26 protein-coding genes are annotated in these 19,546 nt (G+C 68.6%); 11 read left to right on the top strand and 15 right to left on the bottom strand.

Annotation, left to right across the window (positions count from 1 at the left end):
• Nucleotides 1-166 precede the first annotated feature (166 nt).
• Nucleotides 167-1,645, top strand: coding sequence for an MDR family MFS transporter (locus tag QE388_RS13715; RefSeq protein WP_307385807.1), 1,479 nt, complete (start codon nt 167-169; stop codon nt 1,643-1,645).
• Between the two features lie 21 nt (nt 1,646-1,666).
• Here QE388_RS13715 and QE388_RS13710 read toward each other — a convergent pair whose 3' ends face one another.
• On the bottom strand, nt 1,667-1,804 hold the full coding sequence (locus QE388_RS13710; RefSeq protein WP_193752701.1) for a hypothetical protein: 138 nt from the start codon (nt 1,802-1,804) through the stop codon (nt 1,667-1,669).
• Nucleotides 1,805-1,992: 188 nt separating this feature from the next.
• On the opposite strand from QE388_RS13710, the gene QE388_RS13705 reads away from it, so the two are divergent.
• Nucleotides 1,993-2,541 (top strand): type 1 glutamine amidotransferase domain-containing protein, encoded by a 549-nt coding sequence (locus QE388_RS13705; protein ID WP_058628171.1) that lies wholly within the window; start codon nt 1,993-1,995, stop codon nt 2,539-2,541.
• A gap of 73 nt (nt 2,542-2,614) precedes the next feature.
• Here QE388_RS13705 and QE388_RS13700 read toward each other — a convergent pair whose 3' ends face one another.
• Nucleotides 2,615-3,439, bottom strand: coding sequence for a DNA-formamidopyrimidine glycosylase family protein (locus QE388_RS13700; protein WP_307385804.1), 825 nt, complete (start codon nt 3,437-3,439; stop codon nt 2,615-2,617).
• Nucleotides 3,440-3,450: 11 nt separating this feature from the next.
• On the bottom strand, nt 3,451-4,881 hold the full coding sequence (locus tag QE388_RS13695) for a flotillin family protein (protein ID WP_307385802.1): 1,431 nt from the start codon (nt 4,879-4,881) through the stop codon (nt 3,451-3,453).
• 174 nt (nt 4,882-5,055) lie between these two features.
• Between QE388_RS13695 and QE388_RS13690 the strand changes: the two genes are divergently transcribed.
• The gene (locus QE388_RS13690) at nt 5,056-5,463 is read left to right on the top strand and encodes a glucose-6-phosphate dehydrogenase (RefSeq protein WP_275796941.1); all 408 of its coding nucleotides are present in this window, start codon (nt 5,056-5,058) and stop codon (nt 5,461-5,463) included.
• 60 nt (nt 5,464-5,523) lie between these two features.
• Here QE388_RS13690 and QE388_RS13685 read toward each other — a convergent pair whose 3' ends face one another.
• Together QE388_RS13685 and QE388_RS13680 are read right to left on the bottom strand one after the other, a co-directional pair.
• Nucleotides 5,524-6,492 carry an aldose 1-epimerase family protein gene (locus QE388_RS13685; RefSeq protein ID WP_307385800.1) on the bottom strand — a complete coding sequence of 323 codons (969 nt, stop codon included), beginning with the start codon at nt 6,490-6,492 and terminating at the stop codon, nt 5,524-5,526.
• Nucleotides 6,493-6,577: 85 nt separating this feature from the next.
• Nucleotides 6,578-6,748: a CsbD family protein gene (locus QE388_RS13680; RefSeq protein ID WP_013586135.1), complete on the bottom strand. Its 171-nt coding sequence runs from the start codon at nt 6,746-6,748 to the stop codon at nt 6,578-6,580.
• A 134-nt stretch (nt 6,749-6,882) separates the two neighbouring features.
• Between QE388_RS13680 and QE388_RS13675 the strand changes: the two genes are divergently transcribed.
• The 3 genes from QE388_RS13675 to QE388_RS13665 are packed head-to-tail and all read left to right on the top strand — an operon-like array spanning nt 6,883 to nt 8,829.
• A complete protein-coding gene (locus tag QE388_RS13675; RefSeq protein WP_307385797.1) occupies nt 6,883-7,518 on the top strand; it encodes a hypothetical protein in 636 nt (211 codons plus the stop codon).
• On the top strand, nt 7,515-8,573 hold the full coding sequence (locus QE388_RS13670) for a D-alanyl-D-alanine carboxypeptidase family protein (protein WP_307385796.1): 1,059 nt from the start codon (nt 7,515-7,517) through the stop codon (nt 8,571-8,573). The genes QE388_RS13675 and QE388_RS13670 overlap by 4 nt, the downstream gene beginning before the upstream one ends.
• On the top strand, nt 8,524-8,829 hold the full coding sequence (locus tag QE388_RS13665) for a hypothetical protein (protein ID WP_307385794.1): 306 nt from the start codon (nt 8,524-8,526) through the stop codon (nt 8,827-8,829). The genes QE388_RS13670 and QE388_RS13665 overlap by 50 nt, the downstream gene beginning before the upstream one ends.
• A gap of 9 nt (nt 8,830-8,838) precedes the next feature.
• On the opposite strand, the gene QE388_RS13660 is transcribed toward QE388_RS13665, so the two are convergent.
• Nucleotides 8,839-9,579, bottom strand: coding sequence for a hypothetical protein (locus tag QE388_RS13660; protein WP_307385793.1), 741 nt, complete (start codon nt 9,577-9,579; stop codon nt 8,839-8,841).
• 100 nt (nt 9,580-9,679) lie between these two features.
• On the opposite strand from QE388_RS13660, the gene QE388_RS13655 reads away from it, so the two are divergent.
• The 3 genes from QE388_RS13655 to QE388_RS13645 all read left to right on the top strand — a co-directional run bounded on the left by QE388_RS13655 (nt 9,680) and on the right by QE388_RS13645 (nt 11,236).
• On the top strand, nt 9,680-10,639 hold the full coding sequence (locus QE388_RS13655; RefSeq protein WP_275797093.1) for an ADP-ribosylglycohydrolase family protein: 960 nt from the start codon (nt 9,680-9,682) through the stop codon (nt 10,637-10,639).
• Between the two features lie 85 nt (nt 10,640-10,724).
• Nucleotides 10,725-10,973: a type II toxin-antitoxin system Phd/YefM family antitoxin gene (locus QE388_RS13650; protein WP_058597805.1), complete on the top strand. Its 249-nt coding sequence runs from the start codon at nt 10,725-10,727 to the stop codon at nt 10,971-10,973.
• Entirely contained in the window at nt 10,970-11,236 is a 267-nt protein-coding gene (locus tag QE388_RS13645) for a Txe/YoeB family addiction module toxin (RefSeq protein WP_307385791.1), read from the top strand. The genes QE388_RS13650 and QE388_RS13645 overlap by 4 nt, the downstream gene beginning before the upstream one ends.
• 84 nt (nt 11,237-11,320) lie before the next feature.
• Here QE388_RS13645 and QE388_RS13640 read toward each other — a convergent pair whose 3' ends face one another.
• From QE388_RS13640 to QE388_RS13610, 7 genes are all read right to left on the bottom strand, one after another.
• Nucleotides 11,321-11,680, bottom strand: coding sequence for a hypothetical protein (locus tag QE388_RS13640; RefSeq protein WP_307385789.1), 360 nt, complete (start codon nt 11,678-11,680; stop codon nt 11,321-11,323).
• A gap of 156 nt (nt 11,681-11,836) precedes the next feature.
• The gene (locus tag QE388_RS13635; RefSeq protein ID WP_307385787.1) at nt 11,837-12,703 is read right to left on the bottom strand and encodes a hypothetical protein; all 867 of its coding nucleotides are present in this window, start codon (nt 12,701-12,703) and stop codon (nt 11,837-11,839) included.
• 95 nt (nt 12,704-12,798) lie between these two features.
• Nucleotides 12,799-13,101, bottom strand: a complete 303-nt coding sequence (locus QE388_RS13630; RefSeq protein WP_275797087.1) for a HigA family addiction module antitoxin — start codon at nt 13,099-13,101, stop codon at nt 12,799-12,801.
• Complete coding sequence (locus QE388_RS13625) at nt 13,088-13,369, bottom strand: type II toxin-antitoxin system RelE/ParE family toxin (protein WP_275797085.1); 282 nt, start codon at nt 13,367-13,369, stop codon at nt 13,088-13,090. The genes QE388_RS13630 and QE388_RS13625 overlap by 14 nt, the downstream gene beginning before the upstream one ends.
• 49 nt (nt 13,370-13,418) lie before the next feature.
• Nucleotides 13,419-13,811, bottom strand: a complete 393-nt coding sequence (locus tag QE388_RS13620) for a hypothetical protein (protein ID WP_307385785.1) — start codon at nt 13,809-13,811, stop codon at nt 13,419-13,421.
• A gap of 162 nt (nt 13,812-13,973) precedes the next feature.
• Nucleotides 13,974-15,047, bottom strand: coding sequence for a redox-regulated ATPase YchF (gene ychF / locus QE388_RS13615; protein WP_307385783.1), 1,074 nt, complete (start codon nt 15,045-15,047; stop codon nt 13,974-13,976).
• A 40-nt stretch (nt 15,048-15,087) separates the two neighbouring features.
• The gene (locus QE388_RS13610; RefSeq protein ID WP_307385782.1) at nt 15,088-15,837 is read right to left on the bottom strand and encodes a class I SAM-dependent methyltransferase; all 750 of its coding nucleotides are present in this window, start codon (nt 15,835-15,837) and stop codon (nt 15,088-15,090) included.
• A gap of 213 nt (nt 15,838-16,050) precedes the next feature.
• Here QE388_RS13610 and QE388_RS13605 point away from each other — a divergent pair, with 213 nt between their 5' ends.
• Both QE388_RS13605 and QE388_RS13600 read left to right on the top strand, forming a co-directional pair.
• A complete protein-coding gene (locus QE388_RS13605; protein WP_307387149.1) occupies nt 16,051-16,647 on the top strand; it encodes a 3'-5' exonuclease in 597 nt (198 codons plus the stop codon).
• Between the two features lie 53 nt (nt 16,648-16,700).
• Nucleotides 16,701-18,047 carry a DNA recombination protein RmuC gene (locus QE388_RS13600; protein WP_307387147.1) on the top strand — a complete coding sequence of 449 codons (1,347 nt, stop codon included), beginning with the start codon at nt 16,701-16,703 and terminating at the stop codon, nt 18,045-18,047.
• 34 nt (nt 18,048-18,081) lie between these two features.
• On the opposite strand, the gene QE388_RS13595 is transcribed toward QE388_RS13600, so the two are convergent.
• On the bottom strand, nt 18,082-18,291 hold the full coding sequence (locus QE388_RS13595; RefSeq protein ID WP_058597811.1) for a hypothetical protein: 210 nt from the start codon (nt 18,289-18,291) through the stop codon (nt 18,082-18,084).
• Between the two features lie 256 nt (nt 18,292-18,547).
• The gene (gene glpX / locus QE388_RS13590; RefSeq protein WP_307385779.1) at nt 18,548-19,537 is read right to left on the bottom strand and encodes a class II fructose-bisphosphatase; all 990 of its coding nucleotides are present in this window, start codon (nt 19,535-19,537) and stop codon (nt 18,548-18,550) included.
• Between the last annotated feature and the right edge of the window lie 9 nt (nt 19,538-19,546).

Here is a 19,546-nt window from a genome sequence, read left to right as displayed (position 1 = left end):
GGCTCTCGCCGCTCGGCCCGTGGCCCCGGCGGCTAGGCTCGGTGACCCGCCATCCCTTTCCTCGAATTTCTTCGACGGTGGAATATCTCGCCGGTGGGCACCGTTGCCACCGGAGCACGTCGCCGTTCTGGCGCCACGAAGCCCCCCGCACGCAAAGGACCTCGTCATGGCCGCCACCGGCACCACCACCGCACCCCCGCCCACCGCCTCGGGCGTCACGACCGCGCAGAGCCGCGTGATCTGGCTGCTGCTCACCGCCGCTTTCGTGGCGATGCTGAACGAGACGACGATGAACGTCGCAATCCCGTTCCTCATCCGCGATCTCGGCATCACCGCGGTCTCCGCGCAGTGGCTCACCACCGCGTTCATGCTGACGATGGCCGTCGTGATCCCGATCACGGGATTCCTGCTGCAGCGCTTCACCACGCGACAGGTGTTCATCACCGCGATGACGCTGTTCTCGACCGGAACCCTCGTGGCATTCCTCTCGCCGGGCTTCGGGCTCCTCGTGGTCGCGCGGGTGATCCAGGCATCCGGTACCGCGATCATGATGCCGCTGTTGATGACGACGATCATGACGATCGTGCCGCCGCAGCACCGCGGCCGCATGATGGGTCGCGTCAGCATCGTCATGGCGCTCGCGCCGGCCATCGGTCCGACGATGTCGGGCCTGATCCTGCAATCCCTCGGCTGGCACTGGATCTTCGGGATCGTCTTGCCGATCGCCCTCGTCTCACTCTTCGTCGGCGCGCGCTGGATCCACAACCTCGGCGAGACCCGCACGGCACCGATCGATGTGGCATCCGTGATCCTGTCGGCTCTCGGCTTCGGCGGCCTCGTCTTCGGTCTCAGCCAGATCGGCGGCGGTCACGGCGGCGGCCCGGATGCCGCCTCGACCTCGCTCGTTTCCCTGATCGCCGCCCTGACGATCGGAGCGCTCGGCCTGGGCGCGTTCATCTGGCGTCAGATCCGCCTGCAGCGTACCGATTCCGCCCTTCTGGATCTTCGGGTGTTCCGCTCGGGTGCGTTCACGCTGACCGTCGCCCAGCTGGGTGTGATGTCGCTGGCATTCTTCGGCGCGATCACGCTTCTCCCGCTGTACCTGCAGACGGTGCTGGGTAAGACCCCGCTCGAAACGGGCCTCGCGGTCCTGCCCGGTTCGCTCGTCATGGGTCTCGCCGGCCCGGTGATCGGACGCATCTACGACCGGTTCGGCACGCAGGTGCTCCTCGTCCCCGGTGCCGTCATCGTCAGCGCCACGCTGTGGTTCTACACGACGGTCGGAACCGAGACGTCGTTCGCTCTGCTCATCGTGGTGCAGACCGTGATGATGATCGGTCTCGCCCTGTCGTTCACGCCGCTGTTCACGGCCTCGCTCGGCTCGCTCGAGCCCCGGTTCTACTCCTACGGCTCAGCCGTCGTCGGAACGGTGCAGCAGGTGGCGGGAGCGGCGGGCATCGCGCTCCTGATCACGGTGATGTCGTCCGTGGCGGCCGCGACCGGCGAGGGGATCGAGGCGGATGCCACGGGCACGCGCACCGCGTTCATGATCGCCGCGATCATCTCGCTCCCGCTCATCGCGGGTGCCTTCGTCATCCGCAAGCCCGCGGATCAGGTCGAGGGATCCGCTCCCGTCGGCCACTGACGCGAGGCGAAAGCCGTCTGCTCAGAGCGAGCAGGAACCCCCGCCGCAGCACTGCGACGCGGGACGGGACGACTTCTGCGCCTCGTCGCCCGGGCCGTTCAGGAGAGTGAGAACGGGCTTGGAAGCGGAGGTCGTGTCAGACGTGGTGTCACCGGACATGCGCTCCATGCTACGCCCGTGCGCGCGAGGCGGGGCCGCGCCGTAACGCCGGGCCTCGGCATCCGCAACCCCCTTCGAGGCGGTGCCGCCGTTCATAACGTGGGAACACCCCGATCGAGAACCCGGTCGGGACGGTCCCGCGGTCCACCGCGCGGAGAGACCCCGATCGAGAAAGAGAGAGTCGAACCATGACCGATCTCAGCGGCAAGCGCATCGCATTCCTGCTCACCGACGGTTTCGAAGACAGCGAGCTCACCAGCCCCTGGGAGGCCGTGACCTCGGCGGGCGCGGAGGCCGTGCTCGTCTCGCCGAGCGAGGGCAGCATCACGGGTGAGAAGGGCCACGAGCAGAAGGTCGACCTCGACGTCTCCTCGGCGTCGGCCGGCGACTTCGATGCCCTCGTGCTTCCCGGTGGCGTCCAGAACGCGGACGACATCCGCATCGTGACGGATGCCGTGTCGTTCACTCGCGACTTCTTCGAGCAGCACAAGCCCGTTGCCGTCATCTGCCACGGCGGGTGGATCCTCACGGAGGCCGACGTCCTCAAGGGTCGGACGCTGACCAGCTACCCGACGCTGCAGACCGATCTGCGCAACGCGGGAGCGACGTGGGTCGACGAGGAGGTCCACGTCGACCAGGGTCTGGTCTCGAGCCGCAACCCCGACGACCTGCCCGCGTTCAACGCCAAGCTCGTGGAAGAGGTCGCTGAGGGCCGCCACGCGGGCCAGACGGCCTGACCCTCCCGAGCAGAACGGCCCCGCACCTCGGTGCGGGGCCGTTGTCGTCACGCCGAGCCGTCACGGCGAGCCGTCACGCCGAGCCGTCGGGCAGGACCTGGCACGACGGGCACCACTGGCCGGCGCCCTTTGTGCCGGGGATGTCCTCGATCACGCCGTCGCCCTCGGGGCACGGCTCACCGGTCCGACCGTGGACCCGCATCGACGCGACCTTCGCCGCCTTCTGCTCGGCGATGGGCACTCCGCGACGCGCGATCACCGCGGCCGTGAGCGTGTCGTGCAGCGCCAGATGCAGCCTCGTGATGTCGTCCTCGCTCAGGGCCGAGGCGTGCGCCGTCGGCGAGAGCCGCGCCGCATACAGGATCTCGTCCGAGTACGCGTTGCCGATCCCCGCCAGCGTCTCCTGCTCCTGAAGCAGCGCCTTGAGCTGTTTGCGGCGGCCCCCGAGGGCCTCCGCGAGCATTCCCCGCGAGTAGCCCGGGTCGATGGCATCCGGTCCCAGCTTCGCCACCGCCGGCACGTCGTCGGGCGCATCCACGACGTGGAGCTGCACAGAGAGCCACTCGCCCGCATCGGTGATGCCCAGGATGCCGTGATCGAACACGAATCGGGCGATCTCGGGCGCCGGCGACTCGGCATCCGCGTCCGACAGCTCGCGCCACGTCGCCCATCCGGCGCGACCGAAACCGATCCCGAGGTGCACGCCGTCGAGATCGAGGTCGAGGTGCTTCCCGTGGCGGGTCGCTCCCGTGACGGGGCGTCCGATCAGTTCGGTGAGCGGCCGACCGCGGGTCTTCAACGCGCGGCCCTCCACGAGGTCGACCTCGCGGACGATGTGACCGCCGAGGCGCTCACGCAGGAACAGCGTGAGCGCCTCGACTTCGGGTGCCTCGGGCACGATCCGGCCTCTCAGCCCTCGGTCTCGGGCGCGGTCGCCGCCGCCGTGGGGTCCGTGGTCGGGGCCGGGAACGACGGCGCAGCGGCCGGCGCCTTCTCCCCCGATCGCTGGGCCGTCGCGAACGCATCCGCGACGGCGCGGCCCTGGATGATCTGCGTCAGGTCGATGCCGGTCGCTGCCCGAACCGCCTCGAACGACGACCGCAGACCCGTTGCCGACTCCGTCGCCAGGTGGCCGCTCGCTCCCTCTCCGCCCAGCACCGTGATGTTGCCGACGCGGTCGTAGCCCTTGGCGAACTCCGCCATCATCGGCACCAGCGACTCCAGGGCGCGCTGCGCGAGCAGGGCCTCCTGGTTGTGCGAGAGCGCCTCGGCTTCGGCGCGGATCGCCTCGGCGCGGGCCTCACCGGCCAAACGGACGGCCTGGGCGTCGGCCTCGGCACGCACGCGGACGGCGGCCGCTTCCTGCTCGGCGATCTGGGCGCGGGCCTCGGCCGCCTTGATCTGCGCGTACGCCTCGGCGTCGGCATCCTTCTGGCGCTGGTACAGGTCGGCGTCGGCGACGCGGGCGACCTCGGACTCCAGACGCGCCTGCGTGTTCTGCGCTTCCTGCTGCAGAACGGCCTGGCGCCGCTCCGCGCGCGTGAGCGCCTCGGCCTGCTCGGCCTCCGCGTTGGCGCGACCGACCTCGGCCTTGGCCGCGGCGCTGTTCTTGTCGAGCTTCGTCTGCTCGATGAGGTTCGCCTCGTCGGTCGCGATCTGGCGCGCGCGGATCTCACGCACGGCGTTGATGCGGGCGACCTCGGCCTCACGCTTCACGCGCTCGACCTCCGTCGCGCCGAGCGCGGCGATGTAGCCGTTGCCGTCGGTGACGCCCTGGATCTGGAACGAGTCGAGGATCAGGCCCTGCGACGAGAGGTCGCCCTTGATGCCCTCGGCAATCTGATCCGACAGACGCTGACGGTCGCGCATGAGCTCCTCGACCGTCAGCGTGGCGACGACGCCACGGAGCGCACCCTCGAGCTGCTCGGTGGTGAACTGCTCGATGGCCTTGTCCTGCGAAGCGAAACGCTCGGCCGCACGACGCACCGATTCGGGGTCCGAGCCGATCTTCACGAGGGCGACGCCGCTGACGTTGACGGTGACGCCGTTGGACGACTGAGCGGTCGGCTCCATCTTGATCTGGCGAGCCCGCAGCGAGATCATCTCGCCGCGCTGCGTGAGCGGGTTGACGATCGCGCCGCCACCGGTGATGACGGTGATGCGGGACGACTCGCCGTCCGCGCCTCTCTGGCGCTTACCCACGATGACCAGGGCTTCATCGGCCTTGGCGACGCGGTACCAGCCGCGGATCAGCCCCGCGATGATGAGGAAGACGACGATGACGACGACGAGTGCGATGACCACGACGATGCCGATCGCCCCCAGAGCAGCAATTTCCATGGTTCTCCTTCGACAGGCACCGCACGAAGCGGTACGGGGGAATTCTTTCCAACCTATCGGCCGCCTCCGAGGCGATGTCCACCCCCTCAGGGAGGAGAGACCGTCGCACCGGGCCCGGGCGGGGGCGTACCGTTAAGAGGAAGGCGGCCCGAACCGCCTCCGGAAGGGCCCCCCATGAAGATCGTGTCCTCCTCCGACTGGAGGGATGCCATCGCCTTCGACGTTCCGGTCCTCGTTGCCGACGTGGTTCCCGGCGAACCCACGCGCTGCGTGGCGTGCGGCACGGCCGGCGAACTGATCGAACGCACCGAGCTCTGGGCGGTCAAGCACCGCCATCCGAAGCACCACGGCGGCTTCGTACGCTTCTACTGCGAGACGCACAAGCCCGCCGCCGCTCCCCCGCCGCCGGCACCCGTCGACGTCAAGCGCGCACGCACCGCGGCACCCCGCGCGGAGCGGCGCCCGAGCAGCCCGAAGGCCGTCGCGGTCACCGACCGCCCGATGCGGACCATGTGTCCCGACTGCTTCGTCGAGGTCTCGGCGGGCGGCGACTGCGGCATGTGCGGCGCACAGGTCGTCTGACCCGCTCACGAAGAACCGCCCCGTCGAGAGAGCGTCGGGGCGGTTCTTCGTGAGAGCGCCTCAGCGCGCCAAGATCGTCCACCCGGCCTCGGACGAAGCGCCCGGGGCCAGGGCGATCAGCCCGGTGTCGTACTCGTAGGAGTCGTCGTTGAAGGCGTCCGGCGCGCACGTCATCGGCTCGACGGCGAGTCCCGCGCGGTGCCCCGGGGTTCCGGGTCCCGCGGGAAGATCGGCGGTGTGGATCTGCACCCACGGGCAGGACTCGTCCCACGACATCGCCACGCCGGTTCCCGAGGGGTCGGTGAGCGTGACGGTCGCGCGAGCGCCGGCATCCCGGATCAACCCCGTGTACGCGTGGTCGATCTCGACCGCGCCGAGCACGCGGGGTTCGCGGAAGTCGAAGCGCTCCGCGTCGACGGTGACGGATGCCAGTCCCACCGGCGCGAGGCGGTCCGGCGTCACCTCCAGGACGGTGTCGGCGGGAAGCTCCAGCGTCCACTCGTCCAGCGTCGCGGGCCCCGCGACGAGGTAGGGATGCGGACCCGTGCCCCACGGGGCAGGCGTGTCCGCGAGGTTCGTCGCCCGGACCGTCTGTGTCAGACCGTCGGCATCCAGGCGGTACGTCGTCGACACGACGAGCCACCAGGGGTATCCAGCCTGGGCCGGAACGGTCGCGGTGAGCGTCACCGCGTCGTCAGAGGCGTCGAGGACGTTCCAGCTCACCCACGACAGAAGCCCGTGCAGGGCGTGTGCCCGGTTCGGTTCGGTCAGGGCGAGCTGGTGCTCGTCGCCGCCGAAACGGTGGATGCCGTCGACCACGCGATTCGGCCACGGCGCGAGAGTCGTTCCCCGGTACGCAGGGCGGACCTCGTCCTCAGCGAAGGGGACGACGAGGTCGCGACCGTCGAACGTGAGGGAGCGCAACGAGGCCCCGACGCTCGCGATCGCGGCCTCGTAGCCGTGGGCACGCAGGACGACGGGGGTACCCGAGACCGGAGTGGGGGTCTCGGTGGGAACAGCATCGGTCATTCCGCCATTATCGCGGGGGAAACGACGCGAGGCCGAAACGACGAATGCCCCGACCGCCGGGGTCGGGGCATTCGGGGAGGGCGACTTACTTGAAGGCGTCCTTGACGTTCTCGCCGGCCTTCTTGACGTTGGCCTTGCTCTGCTCAGCCTGGCCCTCGGCTTCGAGTCGCTCGTTGTCGGTGGCCTTGCCCCAGGCTTCCTTCGCCTTGCCGGTGAGGTCTTCAGCGGCGTTCTTGATCTTGTCGTCGAGTCCCATGTCGGCTCCTCCCGCGTCATGCTCGGGTCTTTCCCGATGAGGCCACGCTATGTCGCTGAATGTCATGTTTCAGGGGGGTTGAATTTCGGGATCGAGTGGGGAACAGACGGCGGTGCACGACTAGGTTCGACATTGTGCGTCCCCTTCGAACCGCTCTCGCCGGCGCCACCGCGCTCCTCGGTTTGACGTTCACGCTCGTCTCGTGCACCTCGGCACCGACCTCCTCCGGCTTGATGGATGTCGCCACCCTCCCCACCGCTCAATCGGAGGCGCTCCCCGCCGTAGAGGTCGTCTCGGTGGCATCTGCGATCGTCGTCGGCCTCGAACACGCCACCGTGGAGGGCGGCACCGTGCAGGAACCTCTGGGCTATCGAGCTGACGCCGTGGACGGTTGGCGGTCGGCACTCGGGTCCGACTCGGCGAGTTCGGGTTCGCCCTCGGCCGACGGGGTCGTCGCCCATGACTGGCCCGGACTGCGGCTGCTCCTGGGCGACGACGAAGGCTCGGTCTCGATCACCGCAGCCGAGGTGAACGGGCACCCCGTTCGCACCGCCCACGGCCTGGCCGTCGGGTCGACGCGCGCGGAGGCGATGGCCGCTGGGGCCCTCCCGGGTTCCGGGCACGAGCTGCGCATCGACGTTCGCGAGGTCCCGGGCACGTCCTCTTCGGAGCGACCGGACAGCGTGGGGACGAAGTTCATCGCCCTCGAGATGGACGGCGACACCGTGGCATCCATTCGCGTCCCGGCGAACGATTTCGGTGGGCAATGAGCGAGGACAGTCCTTTCGGCGATCTGCTCGACGGCGCGAATGAGGTCGAACGCCCGAGCGGACGCGGTGGACGCATCGCCCTGATCGTCTTCCTCGTCCTCGTGCTGGTGGTCTTCGGCGGAAGCGGCGGCTACGTCTGGTGGGCTTCGGCGGCGCCGTTGGCTGCCCCGACGGTCACGTCTTCCGCGCCCAGCGTCGCCCCCGGCGCGAAGACCGAGGTGAGGCTCCCCGCCTCCGGCTCGATGCTCGTCAGTGTCGCGGGTGGTGAGTCCTACCTCGGACCGGATGCCGCCGGCGCATGGTTGTCGTCGGGGGGCGACGATGCGCGACCCATCGCGAGCATCGCGAAACTCGTCACCGCGCTCGTCGTGCTCGACGCTCACCCGCTGGCAGACGCGAACGATCCCGGGCCGACGATCGCCTACACCGAAGCCGATACCGACCTCTACGACCAGTACTACGTCCGCGGCGCGACGATCGCGCGGATGCCCGACGGGCTCAAGCTGTCGTTGCACGACTCGCTCGAGACCATGCTCCTGCCGTCGGCGAGCAACTACGCCACAGCGATCGCCCGCTGGGCCTACGGCTCGGATGGCGCCTATGTCGACGCCGCGCGCTCCTGGCTGAGCAGGAACGGGCTGAACTCGACCCGGATCGTGGATGCCACGGGCATCGACGACCGCAATACGAGCACGCCAAGCGACCTCCTCTCGCTCGGCCGGATCGCCGCGGCCAATCCCACGATCGCCGCGATCGCCGCGACGCAGTGGGCCGACCTCCCCGCGGGCCCCGGGAACATCGAGAACACCAACGCCCTCCTCGGCACCTCCGGGATCACGGGGTTGAAGACGGGCAACCTCGGTGACGGCATCTTCAACCTGCTCTTCACGTCCGTTCTCGACGTCGGCATCGGCGCGCCGCTGCACGTCCTCGGTGTCCGCCTGGGCGGCGAGACCCGAGCGAGCGCGAACCAGGATGTCGTCGTTCTTCTCGAGAGCATTCGGGATGGATTCCACACGCTGCAGGTGGTGGACGGCCGGCGCCGAGGTGGGTGAGATCACGACCCCCTGGGGATCGTCGGCGAAGGTCGTCATGGCGCAGAACGCCTCGATCATGACGTGGTCGGACACGCCCGTGGCCACCTCGCTCGACACGACGACGCCGGAGAAGTACGCCGACGGAGAGAAGGTCGGCACGATCACCTGGACGGCGGGGCCGAACACCGCCTCGGCCGACGTGAAGATCTCGGGGGCGATCGAGGAGCCGACGCTGTGGTGGCGGCTGACTCATCCCTCCGAGCTCGGCGGCTGACGCTCGAGACTATCCCCGTGGCGCGACCGTGGTGGGTGCGTAGCCCGCGAAGCCGTCGATCCTCTGCTGACCGAGGGTCGTCCCGAGCTCGTGACGCGCGGCGGGCGTGAGCCGGGAGAAGTGCACGGCCGCGTAGGTCGCCTGGGGCGCGGCATCCAGAACGAAAGGCGCGATGTTCCAAGAACCGAGCACGCCCTCCGTGCCGTCGCCCGTGTCCCGCTCGATGCGCAGGACCGGCGTCTTGATCAGGCGGGCCTGCGACACACCGGTCGAGTTGGTCGTCGTGGCCCAGATGCCCGTCACCTCGTCCCACGGGATGTTCACCGCCACCCCCTGGTAGCGCACCGCGATTCCGCTGCGTCCGACCGCGATGCACTGGCGGTTGCCCCACGAGGCGCGGCTGCGCGAGGCAGCGATCAGATTGAGGAACACGATCACGGCGAACAGACCCAGGATGCCGAACATCACGGCGATCACGTAGGGCATGGGCCCCTGCATCGACGGGGTCGTCCCCGCCTGCGCGAGCACGCCCCATACGATCCACCCGCACATGAGGGTGATGAGGCCGAACGCGATCGTGAGGATCAGCGGTGGCCGCCGCAAGGGTGCGACGTGCAGCCAGTCGTCCGGCGCGCGCTCGAAGGTGCGGTTGAACATCTCCGCGGGAAGCAACTGCAGGCGCTTCCGCGAGGCGAAGGGCGTCGCCCACCCGGGCGGGATGAAGGCGGTGCGGGGGTTCGGCGCGTTCACGGCCGCCGGTTTACGAAAGCGCGCGGGTCCTCGGCGGGGCTGGACAAGGTGTCCGTTCGGACGCAGCGCCCGCGCGCAGAGGTGCTCGTACGCTGGGACGATGGCACACCTCTCCCCCGCCCAGATGGATCGCGCCGTCGGAACCATCATCGTGTCGGCCGCCGGCGATGCTCTCGGCTCGGCGTACGAGTTCGGCCCGGCACTCCCCGACGAGGTCACCCCCGAGTTCGGCGTCGGGCACTTCGGCCACGGAGCCGGAGAGTGGACCGACGACACGAGCATGGCGATCCCGGTGCTCGACGAGCTGGCCGCGGGGCGCCGACTCACCGACCCTGCCGCACTCGAGCGCATCGTCGCAGCGTGGCAGGGCTGGGCTGAGAGCGCCCTCGACGTGGGTGCGCAGACCCGGCACGTCCTCGGCCGTATCCCGTCGCCCCCGACGATGGATGCCATCCGCACAGCCGCTCGCGCCGTGCATGACGAGACAGGACGAAGCGGCGGCAACGGTTCGCTGATGCGAACCGGTCCCGTCGCCCTCGGCTACCTCGACCGTCCCGATCTGACCGCCGCGGCGGCGGCGGTCGCGCAACTCACGCACTGGGAAGACGACAACGTCGATGCGTGCGCCCTGTGGGGCGCGGCCATCCGTCATGGCATCCTGACCGGCGAACTCGACATGCGCGGACAGCTCGACGTCGTGCCGCAGGACCGTCGCGACCGGTGGGCGGCGCTGATCGACGAAGCCCTGGTTTCCGGCCGTCACCCGCGCGACTTCCGGGATGCGAACGGCTGGGTCGTGCGCGCGTTCCAGGGTGCGCTGGCCGCGGTCTCCGGTGCCGACGGACCCCTGGATGCCATCGAGCGCGCGGTCCGCGGCGGAAACGACACCGACACGGTCGCGGCGATCGCCGGTTCTCTCGCCGGCGCCGTCTGGGGCGCGGAAGCACTCCCCGACTCGCACACGGCCGTTCTGCACGGGTGGCCGGGTATCGACGCGGCAGAGCTCGCCCGGCGCGCGCGGCTCGCGGTGGGGGCGTCGGCCGTCTCGGCGTGGGGCTAGCGGGTCGTCGCGCTCCGCGGCTCACCCCGGCGGCCTCCGCCAAACCTCTGAGTGGTACCATTTCTGGTACGACTTCGGAGGACTCATGGCCATCACGACGAGCGAAGCACGCCGCGACCTTTTCGGCCTCATCGAGCGCGTCAACCTCGACCACACGGAGGTCGAGATCACCTCGAAGCGCGGTTCCGCCGTTCTCATGTCGAAGGACGAGTACGACTCCCTCGTCGAGACCAGCTATCTGCTCCGCTCCCCCGAGAACGCCCGTCGTCTGCTGAGTGCCCTGGCAAGCGCTCGCGACAACGCGATCGAAGAACACGACCTCGTCGAGCCGTGAGCGGCCGCAAGCTGGCCTGGACAGCTGAGGGGTGGGACGACTACCTGGACTGGCAGACGCAGGATCGCAAGACCCTCCGCCGCATCAATCAGCTCATCGCCGACATCCTCCGCGACGACCCGTTCGAGGGAATAGGCAAGCCCGAAGCCCTCAAACACGCCCTCGCCGGCGCCTGGTCACGCCGCATCGACGAGGCGAACCGCCTCGTCTACGTCGCGAATGAGACCCACATCACGATCTTGCAGGCGCGCTACCACTACTGACCTCTTCCCGGCCTCCTCACTGCCCTGGGCGGTTTGCGCCGACGCTCGCGTCGACCTCCAACGCGCACGGACTAACGCTGCGCGTCATCCATCGATCGTCGAGCCCCACGGACCGTGCTCGCCGCCGAGCGGCCACGGCTCGTACTGGACGTCTGCGAAGTCGCGGACTTCCTCCTGCAGACGTGTCGCGATCCGGTCACCGGATTCTCGCCAGGACTCCCGAGCGGGTTCGTTCTTCCACCCTTCGAAGGGATCGAAGTTCGCCTCCCACAGAGTGTTCCACTCCGCGAGGTCCCTCGTCAGCGCACTCGAAAGCCCGTACTCGGCGGGCGTCGTCGTGTATCCGACGTCCCACGTCGGTGTGGAGTTCTCCCACAACGGCCAGTCCCGCCCGTAATCCGGGAAGAGCCGAATGACACGCCTGGTCGGAGGGGTCCCGCTCATGCCGGCGATCCTACGTCGAGCCCTTGCTCAATTGTTGAAGCGGAACTCCACGATGTGGTCTTCGTGTGAATCGGCCCCGTTGATCTCGTCAGCTCCGCCGGATCTGCTCCTATGCCGGACTCCGCCGTCTGACACCTTCGACCACGTCGTCACCCTTCAGTCGAGGCTCGGCGGGTCGTAGCGGAACAGAGTCGCTGTCCCCTCATCGTCCGAGATCCAATGTCCGATACGCTCTCCGCGCCGCCACTCATAGGTCCGCCGTGCGACGATGTCTGCCTTGCATCGCTGAATCCCGGGGAGCGCCCACTCCAGGTCGATGAGCGTCGGAGTCATCTTCCGCTGGTTCCGCGCACCCACGTAAACGGCGAGATCCTCGACGTGAGTCAGCGCAAGCAGTGGTTCGTATCTCAGACCGGCGGGAATCAAACAGAACCGCGCCATCCGTAGAGAGCCGAGATCTCGGACGAATTCGTACGAGTCGGCGTACGTTTGCCCGTAGGCGAAGCCCAGCTCCAATTGACGCAACCCTGTGATGTCCGCCACAGGCGAGTAGTCCCGCAACCTATGCAAACCGCCGATACGGAGCGATTCGAGCCTCGCGAGGTGTCGAACCGGCTCCAGGGACGTCACGGAGGTCGCCGACTCGAGCTCCAGTTCCCGCAGTTCAGTCATCGCGGCAAGGGGGCAGAGATCGTCGTAGATGCCGGTGAGCACCGCCAGACGTCGCAACTGCGTTTGACTGGCAAGAGCGGCGAACAAGCGCTTAGGCATGCGCATGGGGAAGGAAAGATCCCGGATGCCAGTCCGCCCCGCCGAGAAGAAGTCACACCATTCGTCCACGAGGCGCGCATTCTGTGTGGGCTTCAAGCCCGGCACGGCTGAGGCTTGGACCGCCACACAGGCCTGTCCCGCGTACTCCGTGGGGCTCGTGAGGGCGCGCTGACGGGACCCCTGGATTCCATCGAACGAGCCGTCTGCGGCGGCGACGACACCGACACGGTTGCCGCCCTGATCGGCGAGCACGGCCTCACCGACGTTGAAGAGGAAAAGGCTTCCGCGTCGAGGCGCGTGCGCTCACTCGATGACGCGGGCCGAGCGCCCGGATCCCTCGGCCGGCGTCACGCCACTTGGAGGGGTGTGATCGCGGCGATCTGTTCCCCCGCGAGATCTTCGGCGCGATCGAGTTCGTAGTAGCTCTGGAGATTGATCCAGAACTCCGCCGAGGTACCGAAGTACCTCGACAATCGAAGCGCGGTGTCCGCGCTGATCCCGCGAGCGCCGTGCACGATCTCGTTGATCCGCCGTGGCGGAACCCCGATGGCGACAGCGAGCTTGTGCTGCGTGATCCCCAGCCCGTTGATGAAGTCCTCCAGAAGAACTTCACCGGGGTGGACCGGAGGAATCTTGTCAGTGATAGTCAACGATCTCCACCTCCTCTGGCCCAGCGTCGGTCCACACGAAGCAGACCCGCCACTGGTCGTTGATCCTGATGCTGTGTTGCCCCGCTCGAGCACCCTTGAGAGCCTCGAGCCGGTTTCCTGGTGGAACCCGAAGATCGTCCAGCGACTCGGCAGATCCCACCTGACGCAGCTTTCGCAATGCCGTCGAATGGATCCGAGGATCGATCGAGGGCACGCGTTCACGACGCCACAGCCGCTCGGTCTCCTTGCTCCCGAACGACCTGATCACGCCGTCATGATATAACGCACAGCGTTAATAACGCGAGGCGTTAACCTGATCATTCACTGCCTGGGTGCGCTACCGGCCGCGTGCTCAGCGGGCGACGAAGGCAAAAGGGCAGGGTCACGGCCGCGACGACCGCACACAAGAGCATGGCACCGAACATCGCCCACATCGCCGAAGACAGGACGCCTTCGGCGCGCGCGACGACGACGGTCACGGACATCGCACTCATGCAGCCCACGAAGACCGTACCGCCAAGCGAAAGCGGCGACCGATCCGAAGTGAACGGGAGGCGGACGGCCACGGCCAGCAACGCCACCGACATCAGAACCGCGCTCACGGCGATGACGATCGCCGATTCGTCAGGAGTGATCCGGGTCGCTCCTTTGCCGCCGAACGCGCCTGAGCCGATTCCCGCGCCCGCTGTCACGAGAAGGTACGAGGCCACGACGAAGACGGGATCGTTCCGCCGGAAGCTCGTGAAGAATCCGTGCCGCCAGTGCCGGACGGCCGGCTGGTGCTCCGCACGCCAACGCCGACGTGTCGGTGGCGAAGTGTCGTCGCTCACTGGGCCATTCTCGTCGACTCCGCCCGCGTGGCGCGGGTCCACTCAGTTGTTGAAGCGGAACTCCACCACGTCGCCGTCCTGCATGACGTAGTCCTTGCCCTCGAGGCGAGCCTTGCCCTTCGCCCGGGCCTCGGCGACCGAGCCGAGTTCGATCAGGTCGGCGAACGAGATGACCTCGGCCTTGATGAAGCCCTTCTCGAAGTCGGTGTGGATGACGCCGGCCGCCTGCGGCGCTTTCGCGCCCTGCGGGATCGTCCACGCCCGTGCTTCCTTCGGGCCCGCGGTGAGGTAGGTCTGCAGCCCCAGAGTGTCGAAGCCGATGCGCGCGAGCTGGTCGAGGCCCGACTCGTCCTGACCGGTGGATGCCAGCAGCTCGGCGGCATCCTCGGGATCGAGGTCGATGAGCTCCGACTCGATCTTGGCATCCAGGAAGACGGCCTTCGCGGGCGCGACCAGCGCCGCCAGCTCATCCTTCTTCGCTTGGTCGGTGAGCACGGCCTCGTCGACGTTGAAGACGAAGATGAAGGGCTTCGCGGTCAACAGACCCAGCTCGCGGATCGGCGAGAGATCGAGACCGGATGCCGAGAGCAGCACGCCGCGCTGAAGCGCGTCCTGCGCGGCCTTGGCGGCTTCGAGAACCGAGGGATCGAGCTTCTTGCCCTTGACCTCTTTCTCGTACCGGGTGATCGCCTTCTCGAGCGTCTGGAGGTCGGCGAGCTGCAGCTCGGCGTTGATCGTCTCCATGTCGCTCGCGGGATTCACCGCTCCGTCGACGTGGACCACGTCGTCGTCGGCGAATCCGCGTACGACCTGGGCGATGGCATCCGCTTCCCGGATGTTCGCGAGGAACTGGTTGCCGAGGCCCTCACCCTCGCTCGCGCCCCGCACGATCCCGGCGATGTCGACGAACGACACCGCGGCGGGAACGAGCCGCTCGCTGCCGAAGACATCGGCGAGCTGCTGAAGGCGCACATCGGGAAGGTTCACGACCCCGACGTTCGGCTCGATGGTCGCGAACGGGTAGTTCGCCGCGAGTACCGAGTTCTTGGTCAGGGCGTTGAAGAGGGTCGACTTTCCGACGTTGGGAAGGCCGACGATTCCGATGGTAAGAGCCACGGGAGTCCAGGTTACCCGGCCCGGAGCCCGCTCACCCGCGTCACGGTCGTCGTGCCCGGAACGCGTGGGTCACGTACGGGAGCGCGACCGAACCTCCGTCGGCGAGTCCGGGAACGGATGCCAGCACCCCGTCGACCGCCGCATCGATGGCTACGCGCCTCTCGGCGCTGGCCGTGATGATGTCGCTCCGCGAGACGACGAGGTCGCGCAGTTGGGGCAGAGTGATCCGTCGCTCCCAGCGCCACTCGCGGTGTTCCAGGCTCTCGTACGGCTCGGCGACGCGCGGACCGGTCGTGGCGAGAAGCACCTCGGCATTCGAGCCACCCATGGCCTCGGTGAGCCTCCGCACCCAGTCCACAGCGTCGTCGCGGATGTTCCAGATCAGCCCGAGCACTCCCCCGCTGCGCAAGACCCGTGCCGTCTCGCGCGAGGCCGCCTCGACGTCGACCCAGTGCCAGGCCTGGCCCATCACGACGGCATCGAGACCCGAGTCGGGCAGTGGCAGCTGCTCGGCCGTGCCGACGAAAGTGGGTACGCCGCGCGCGTTCTCTCGAAGGGTCGCGAGCATGTCGGCATCCGGATCCACCGCCACCACATCGGCGCCGAGCTCGACCACGGTGCGAGTCAGCTTGCCGGTTCCGGCGCCGACATCGGCGACGCGGAGCGCGCGACCCGGCTCCCGCACGGGATCCAGCAGCCAGGCCACCGCCTCGGGCGGGTAACCCGGCCGCCCCGACTCGTAAGCGGCTGCTGCCTGTCCGAACGACCTCGACTTGTGCTGGGCGCTCATGTTCCGACCCTACGCCGCGCCTCCGACACGAGCAGCCCTGTGCCGTCCTGCGGAGTTCGTGGCACTACCTCGGCGTGTCGCACACGTGCCGCCGGCGTGTTGCACACGAACTCCGCGTGACGGCACCACATGTCGCGCACGGCTCCGACACCGGATGCCGAGCCCCTCGGCGCGCCTCTTCAGGTCGTCGCCGCGGCGGGTGAGAGTGGACACGTGGGACTGGACTTCACGGCGATCGACTTCGAGACGGCGAATTCCAGTGGCGCGTCGGCCTGCGCGGTCGGTCTGGCCCGCGTTCGCGACGGTCGCGTCGTCGCCACCGCCGCGTGGCTCATCAAACCGCCGCCCGGACACGACCACTTCGCTCCGATCAACGTGGGGATCCACGGCATCCAGGCGGCCGATGTCGTGAACGCGCCCGACTGGAGTGCCCAGCTCGCGCGCCTCACCGCGTTCGCCGGCGCCGACGTGCTGGTGGCCCACAACGCCGGCTTCGACATGTCGGTTCTGCGTCGCGCGTGCGCGGCGACGGGTGACGAGTGTCCGCCCTATCGATACCTCTGCAGCGTGCAGATGTCGCGGAAGACCTACACGCTCCCCTCGTACCGCCTCCCCCTGGTGGCCGAAGAAGCCGGATGCTCGCCCTTCGCCCACCACGACGCGCTGGCCGATGCGGTCGCGTGCGCCGAGATCACGATCGACTGCGCGCGCCGCGCCGGGGTTGGCGATGTCCACGCCCTCGCCGCGCACCTGGGCGTCCGTGTGTCGCAGATCGCCGCCGAACCCGTGACGGAGCGCGCGGTCGCCTGACGCTCGCGGCCCGTCTTTCCGGCGATGTCGGAGGTCTGGTGCATGCTGACCTCATGGATGCCATCGCCCTCGTTCTCGTGATCCTCGCCCTCGCGCTCGGCGTCGCCGGTGGGTGGTTCCTCGGATCCGCGCGGGCCTCCGCGACCGCCGCCGCCGAACGAGCCGACCTCCTCGCCCGCGTCGCCGCCGCCGACGCCGCGCGCGCAGGACTTCAGACGCAACTCGACCATCAGATGGCCCTTTACAGGGAGGCCGTCGGGCAATCCCGCACCGACCAGGCCGCGCGAGAAGAACGCGAACGTCGCGATCAGACGGTGCTGCGCGCCCTCGACCCCGTGCGCGAGACCCTCGAGGCGATGCAGCGCAAGGTCGACGGACTCGAGCGCGACCGCGTCGAGCAGTACTCCGCGCTCGGCGAGCAGCTGCGGATGTCGCGCGAGGCCGACGAGGCACTGCGGGCCACCACAGAAGCCCTCGCTTCGGCGATGCGGTCCGGGAGCACGCGCGGCGTCTGGGGAGAGACGCAGCTGCGTCGGGTCGTCGAGGCCGCCGGACTCACGCGATACGTCGATTTCGATCTGCAGGCCTCCATCACCTCCGACGCGGGTGCGGGTCGACCCGACATGGTCGTCCGGCTCCCGGGTGGCAAGGCTTTGGCGGTGGATGCCAAGGTCCCCCTCGACGCGTATCTTCAGGCCAGCGCGATCCCGGTGACCGCGCAGGGCGAGGAGGGAGCGCGCCGTGCGACGCTGCTCACCCGCCACGCCAAGGCGGTTCGGGGCCACGTCGACGCTCTCGCTCGCAAGACCTATTGGGCGGGCCTCGAGAGCAGCCCGGAGTTCGTGGTGTGCTTCATCCCCAGCGAATCACTGTTGGCCTCAGCTCTCGACGAAGACCCGACGCTTCTCGACTACGCGTTCTCCCGTCGGGTGGCTCTCGCTTCACCGGTGAATCTGTGGGCGGTTCTGAAGACCGTCGCGTTCACGTGGACTCAGCAAGACGTCTCCGACGAAGCGCGCGCGCTCTTCGCCCTCGGATCCGAGCTGTACGAGCGCGTCGGGGTCCTCGCCGGGCACGCCGGCGACCTCCGCCGGGCAATCGAGCGCACGGTCGACAGTTACAACAAGTTCGCCGGATCGCTCGAGTCGCGCGTGCTCGTGACGGCGCGGAAATTCCCGGGGATTGACGAAACGAAGCTCGACGCCGTCTCCCCTCCCGCCCCGATCGAGGCGACGCCGCGTCGCTGGGCGGCCGCCGAGTTCATCGACTCCGCAGCGACGGGACCGATCGGTGACGGCCCGACGTCCGACCGCGCAGCTGACGGGGAAAACAGAAGCGTCGCCTCAGCCGATCTGGGCGACGTGCGGATCCGCGCGGGCCTCGAGGCGGAGGAGCGCTAAGCGGAACCGATGACCAAAGAGGCTGCGGGGTGGCTCAAGAGCCGCCGGGAACCCAACTCAGGAGGCTGACGACAGCGGCGGATACACCGACGAATGCGCCGACCATCCACCAGGCGCTGATCTCGTGGCCGTCGTCGCGACGGACGCGAAGCAGCACATCAGGGCGGCGCGCAGGGTCAACGGCGTCGGCGATGACCGCCTGCGCCCCGGTCTGGGGTGCGGTTTGGTTCGTGGGAGTTGCCATGGACGATCCCCCTTCGGGTCTCGGAAGAACACAGCGTCGCCGTTGACACTGCACACGATTCTGCCAGACCACCCCCGCGACACCGGTCACGCTTGCGTCACGACACGCCCGGCTGTAGGTGTGCGTTCCGCGTCCGTCGCCGCGCCTCCCGCCGGAGCTCCGCCGCCGAGCAAGCGCGACGCACTACTGGGTCAGTGCCGTCTCGCTGAGCACGGCCGGGCGGCGGCTGTGCTCAGCGAGACGGAGCGCTACCGATTCAGAGCCACTTGGACGTCAGGTGCTCCGACGAAATACGACGAAGCGTTCCCGACGCGCCGCGGAGCACGACGCTCTCGGTGTAGATGAAGTCGCCGTCGCGGCGCACGCCCTGCACCAGCTGGCCGTCCGTCACCCCGGTGGCCACGAAGATCGTGTTCTTGCCCTTGACGAGGTCGTCGGCCTCGTAGACCGTCCCGTCGACCTTGAGGCCGGCGTCGACGCCCTTCTGCTTCTCCTCGTCGTTGCGCGGAGCGAGCACGCCCTGGATGTGCCCACCGAGCGCCTTGATCGCGCACGCGGTGACGATGCCTTCCGGGCTGCCTCCGATACCGACGCACATATCAGTCCGGGCATTGTGTCGGGCCGCGTTGATGCCGCCGGCGACATCGCCGTCGCTCATGAGGCGGGTGCCCGCACCGGCCGCGCGGATGTCGGCGATGAGCTGTTCGTGACGCGGACGGTTCAGAACCGACACGACGATCTCATCGACCGGCTTGCCGAGGGCCTTGGCGAGCAGGCGGATGTTCTCGCCGATGGGGAGCCGGATGTCGACCACACCGACGCCTGCCGGACCGGTCACGAGCTTGTCCATGTAGAAGACACTTGATGCGTCGAGCATCGTGCCCTGGTCGGACACGGCGATCACCGAGAGGGCGTTCTGCCGTCCCGCCGCGGTCAACGAGGTGCCGTCGATCGGGTCGACCGCGACGTCGCACCGGGGTCCGCGCCCGCTTCCGACACGCTCGCCGTTGTAGAGCATCGGGGCGTTGTCCTTCTCGCCCTCGCCGATGACGATCGTGCCGTCGAAGTCGACCGTGCTGAAGAACGCGCGCATGGCGTCGACGGCCGCACCATCCGCCGCTTCTTTGTCTCCACGACCGATGAAGGGGACGGCCCGGATGGATGCCGCCTCGGTCGCGCGAACCAGCTCGAGAGCCAGGTTCCGATCGGGGTGCAACGGACTCATATCGGATGTCAGGCTCACCATGTGGCCACT

This window comes from Microbacterium sp. SORGH_AS_0969 (assembly GCF_030818255.1).
In the GTDB taxonomy this organism is placed as follows: domain Bacteria; phylum Actinomycetota; class Actinomycetes; order Actinomycetales; family Microbacteriaceae; genus Microbacterium.
This window is presented reverse-complemented; position numbering and strand designations above follow the sequence as displayed.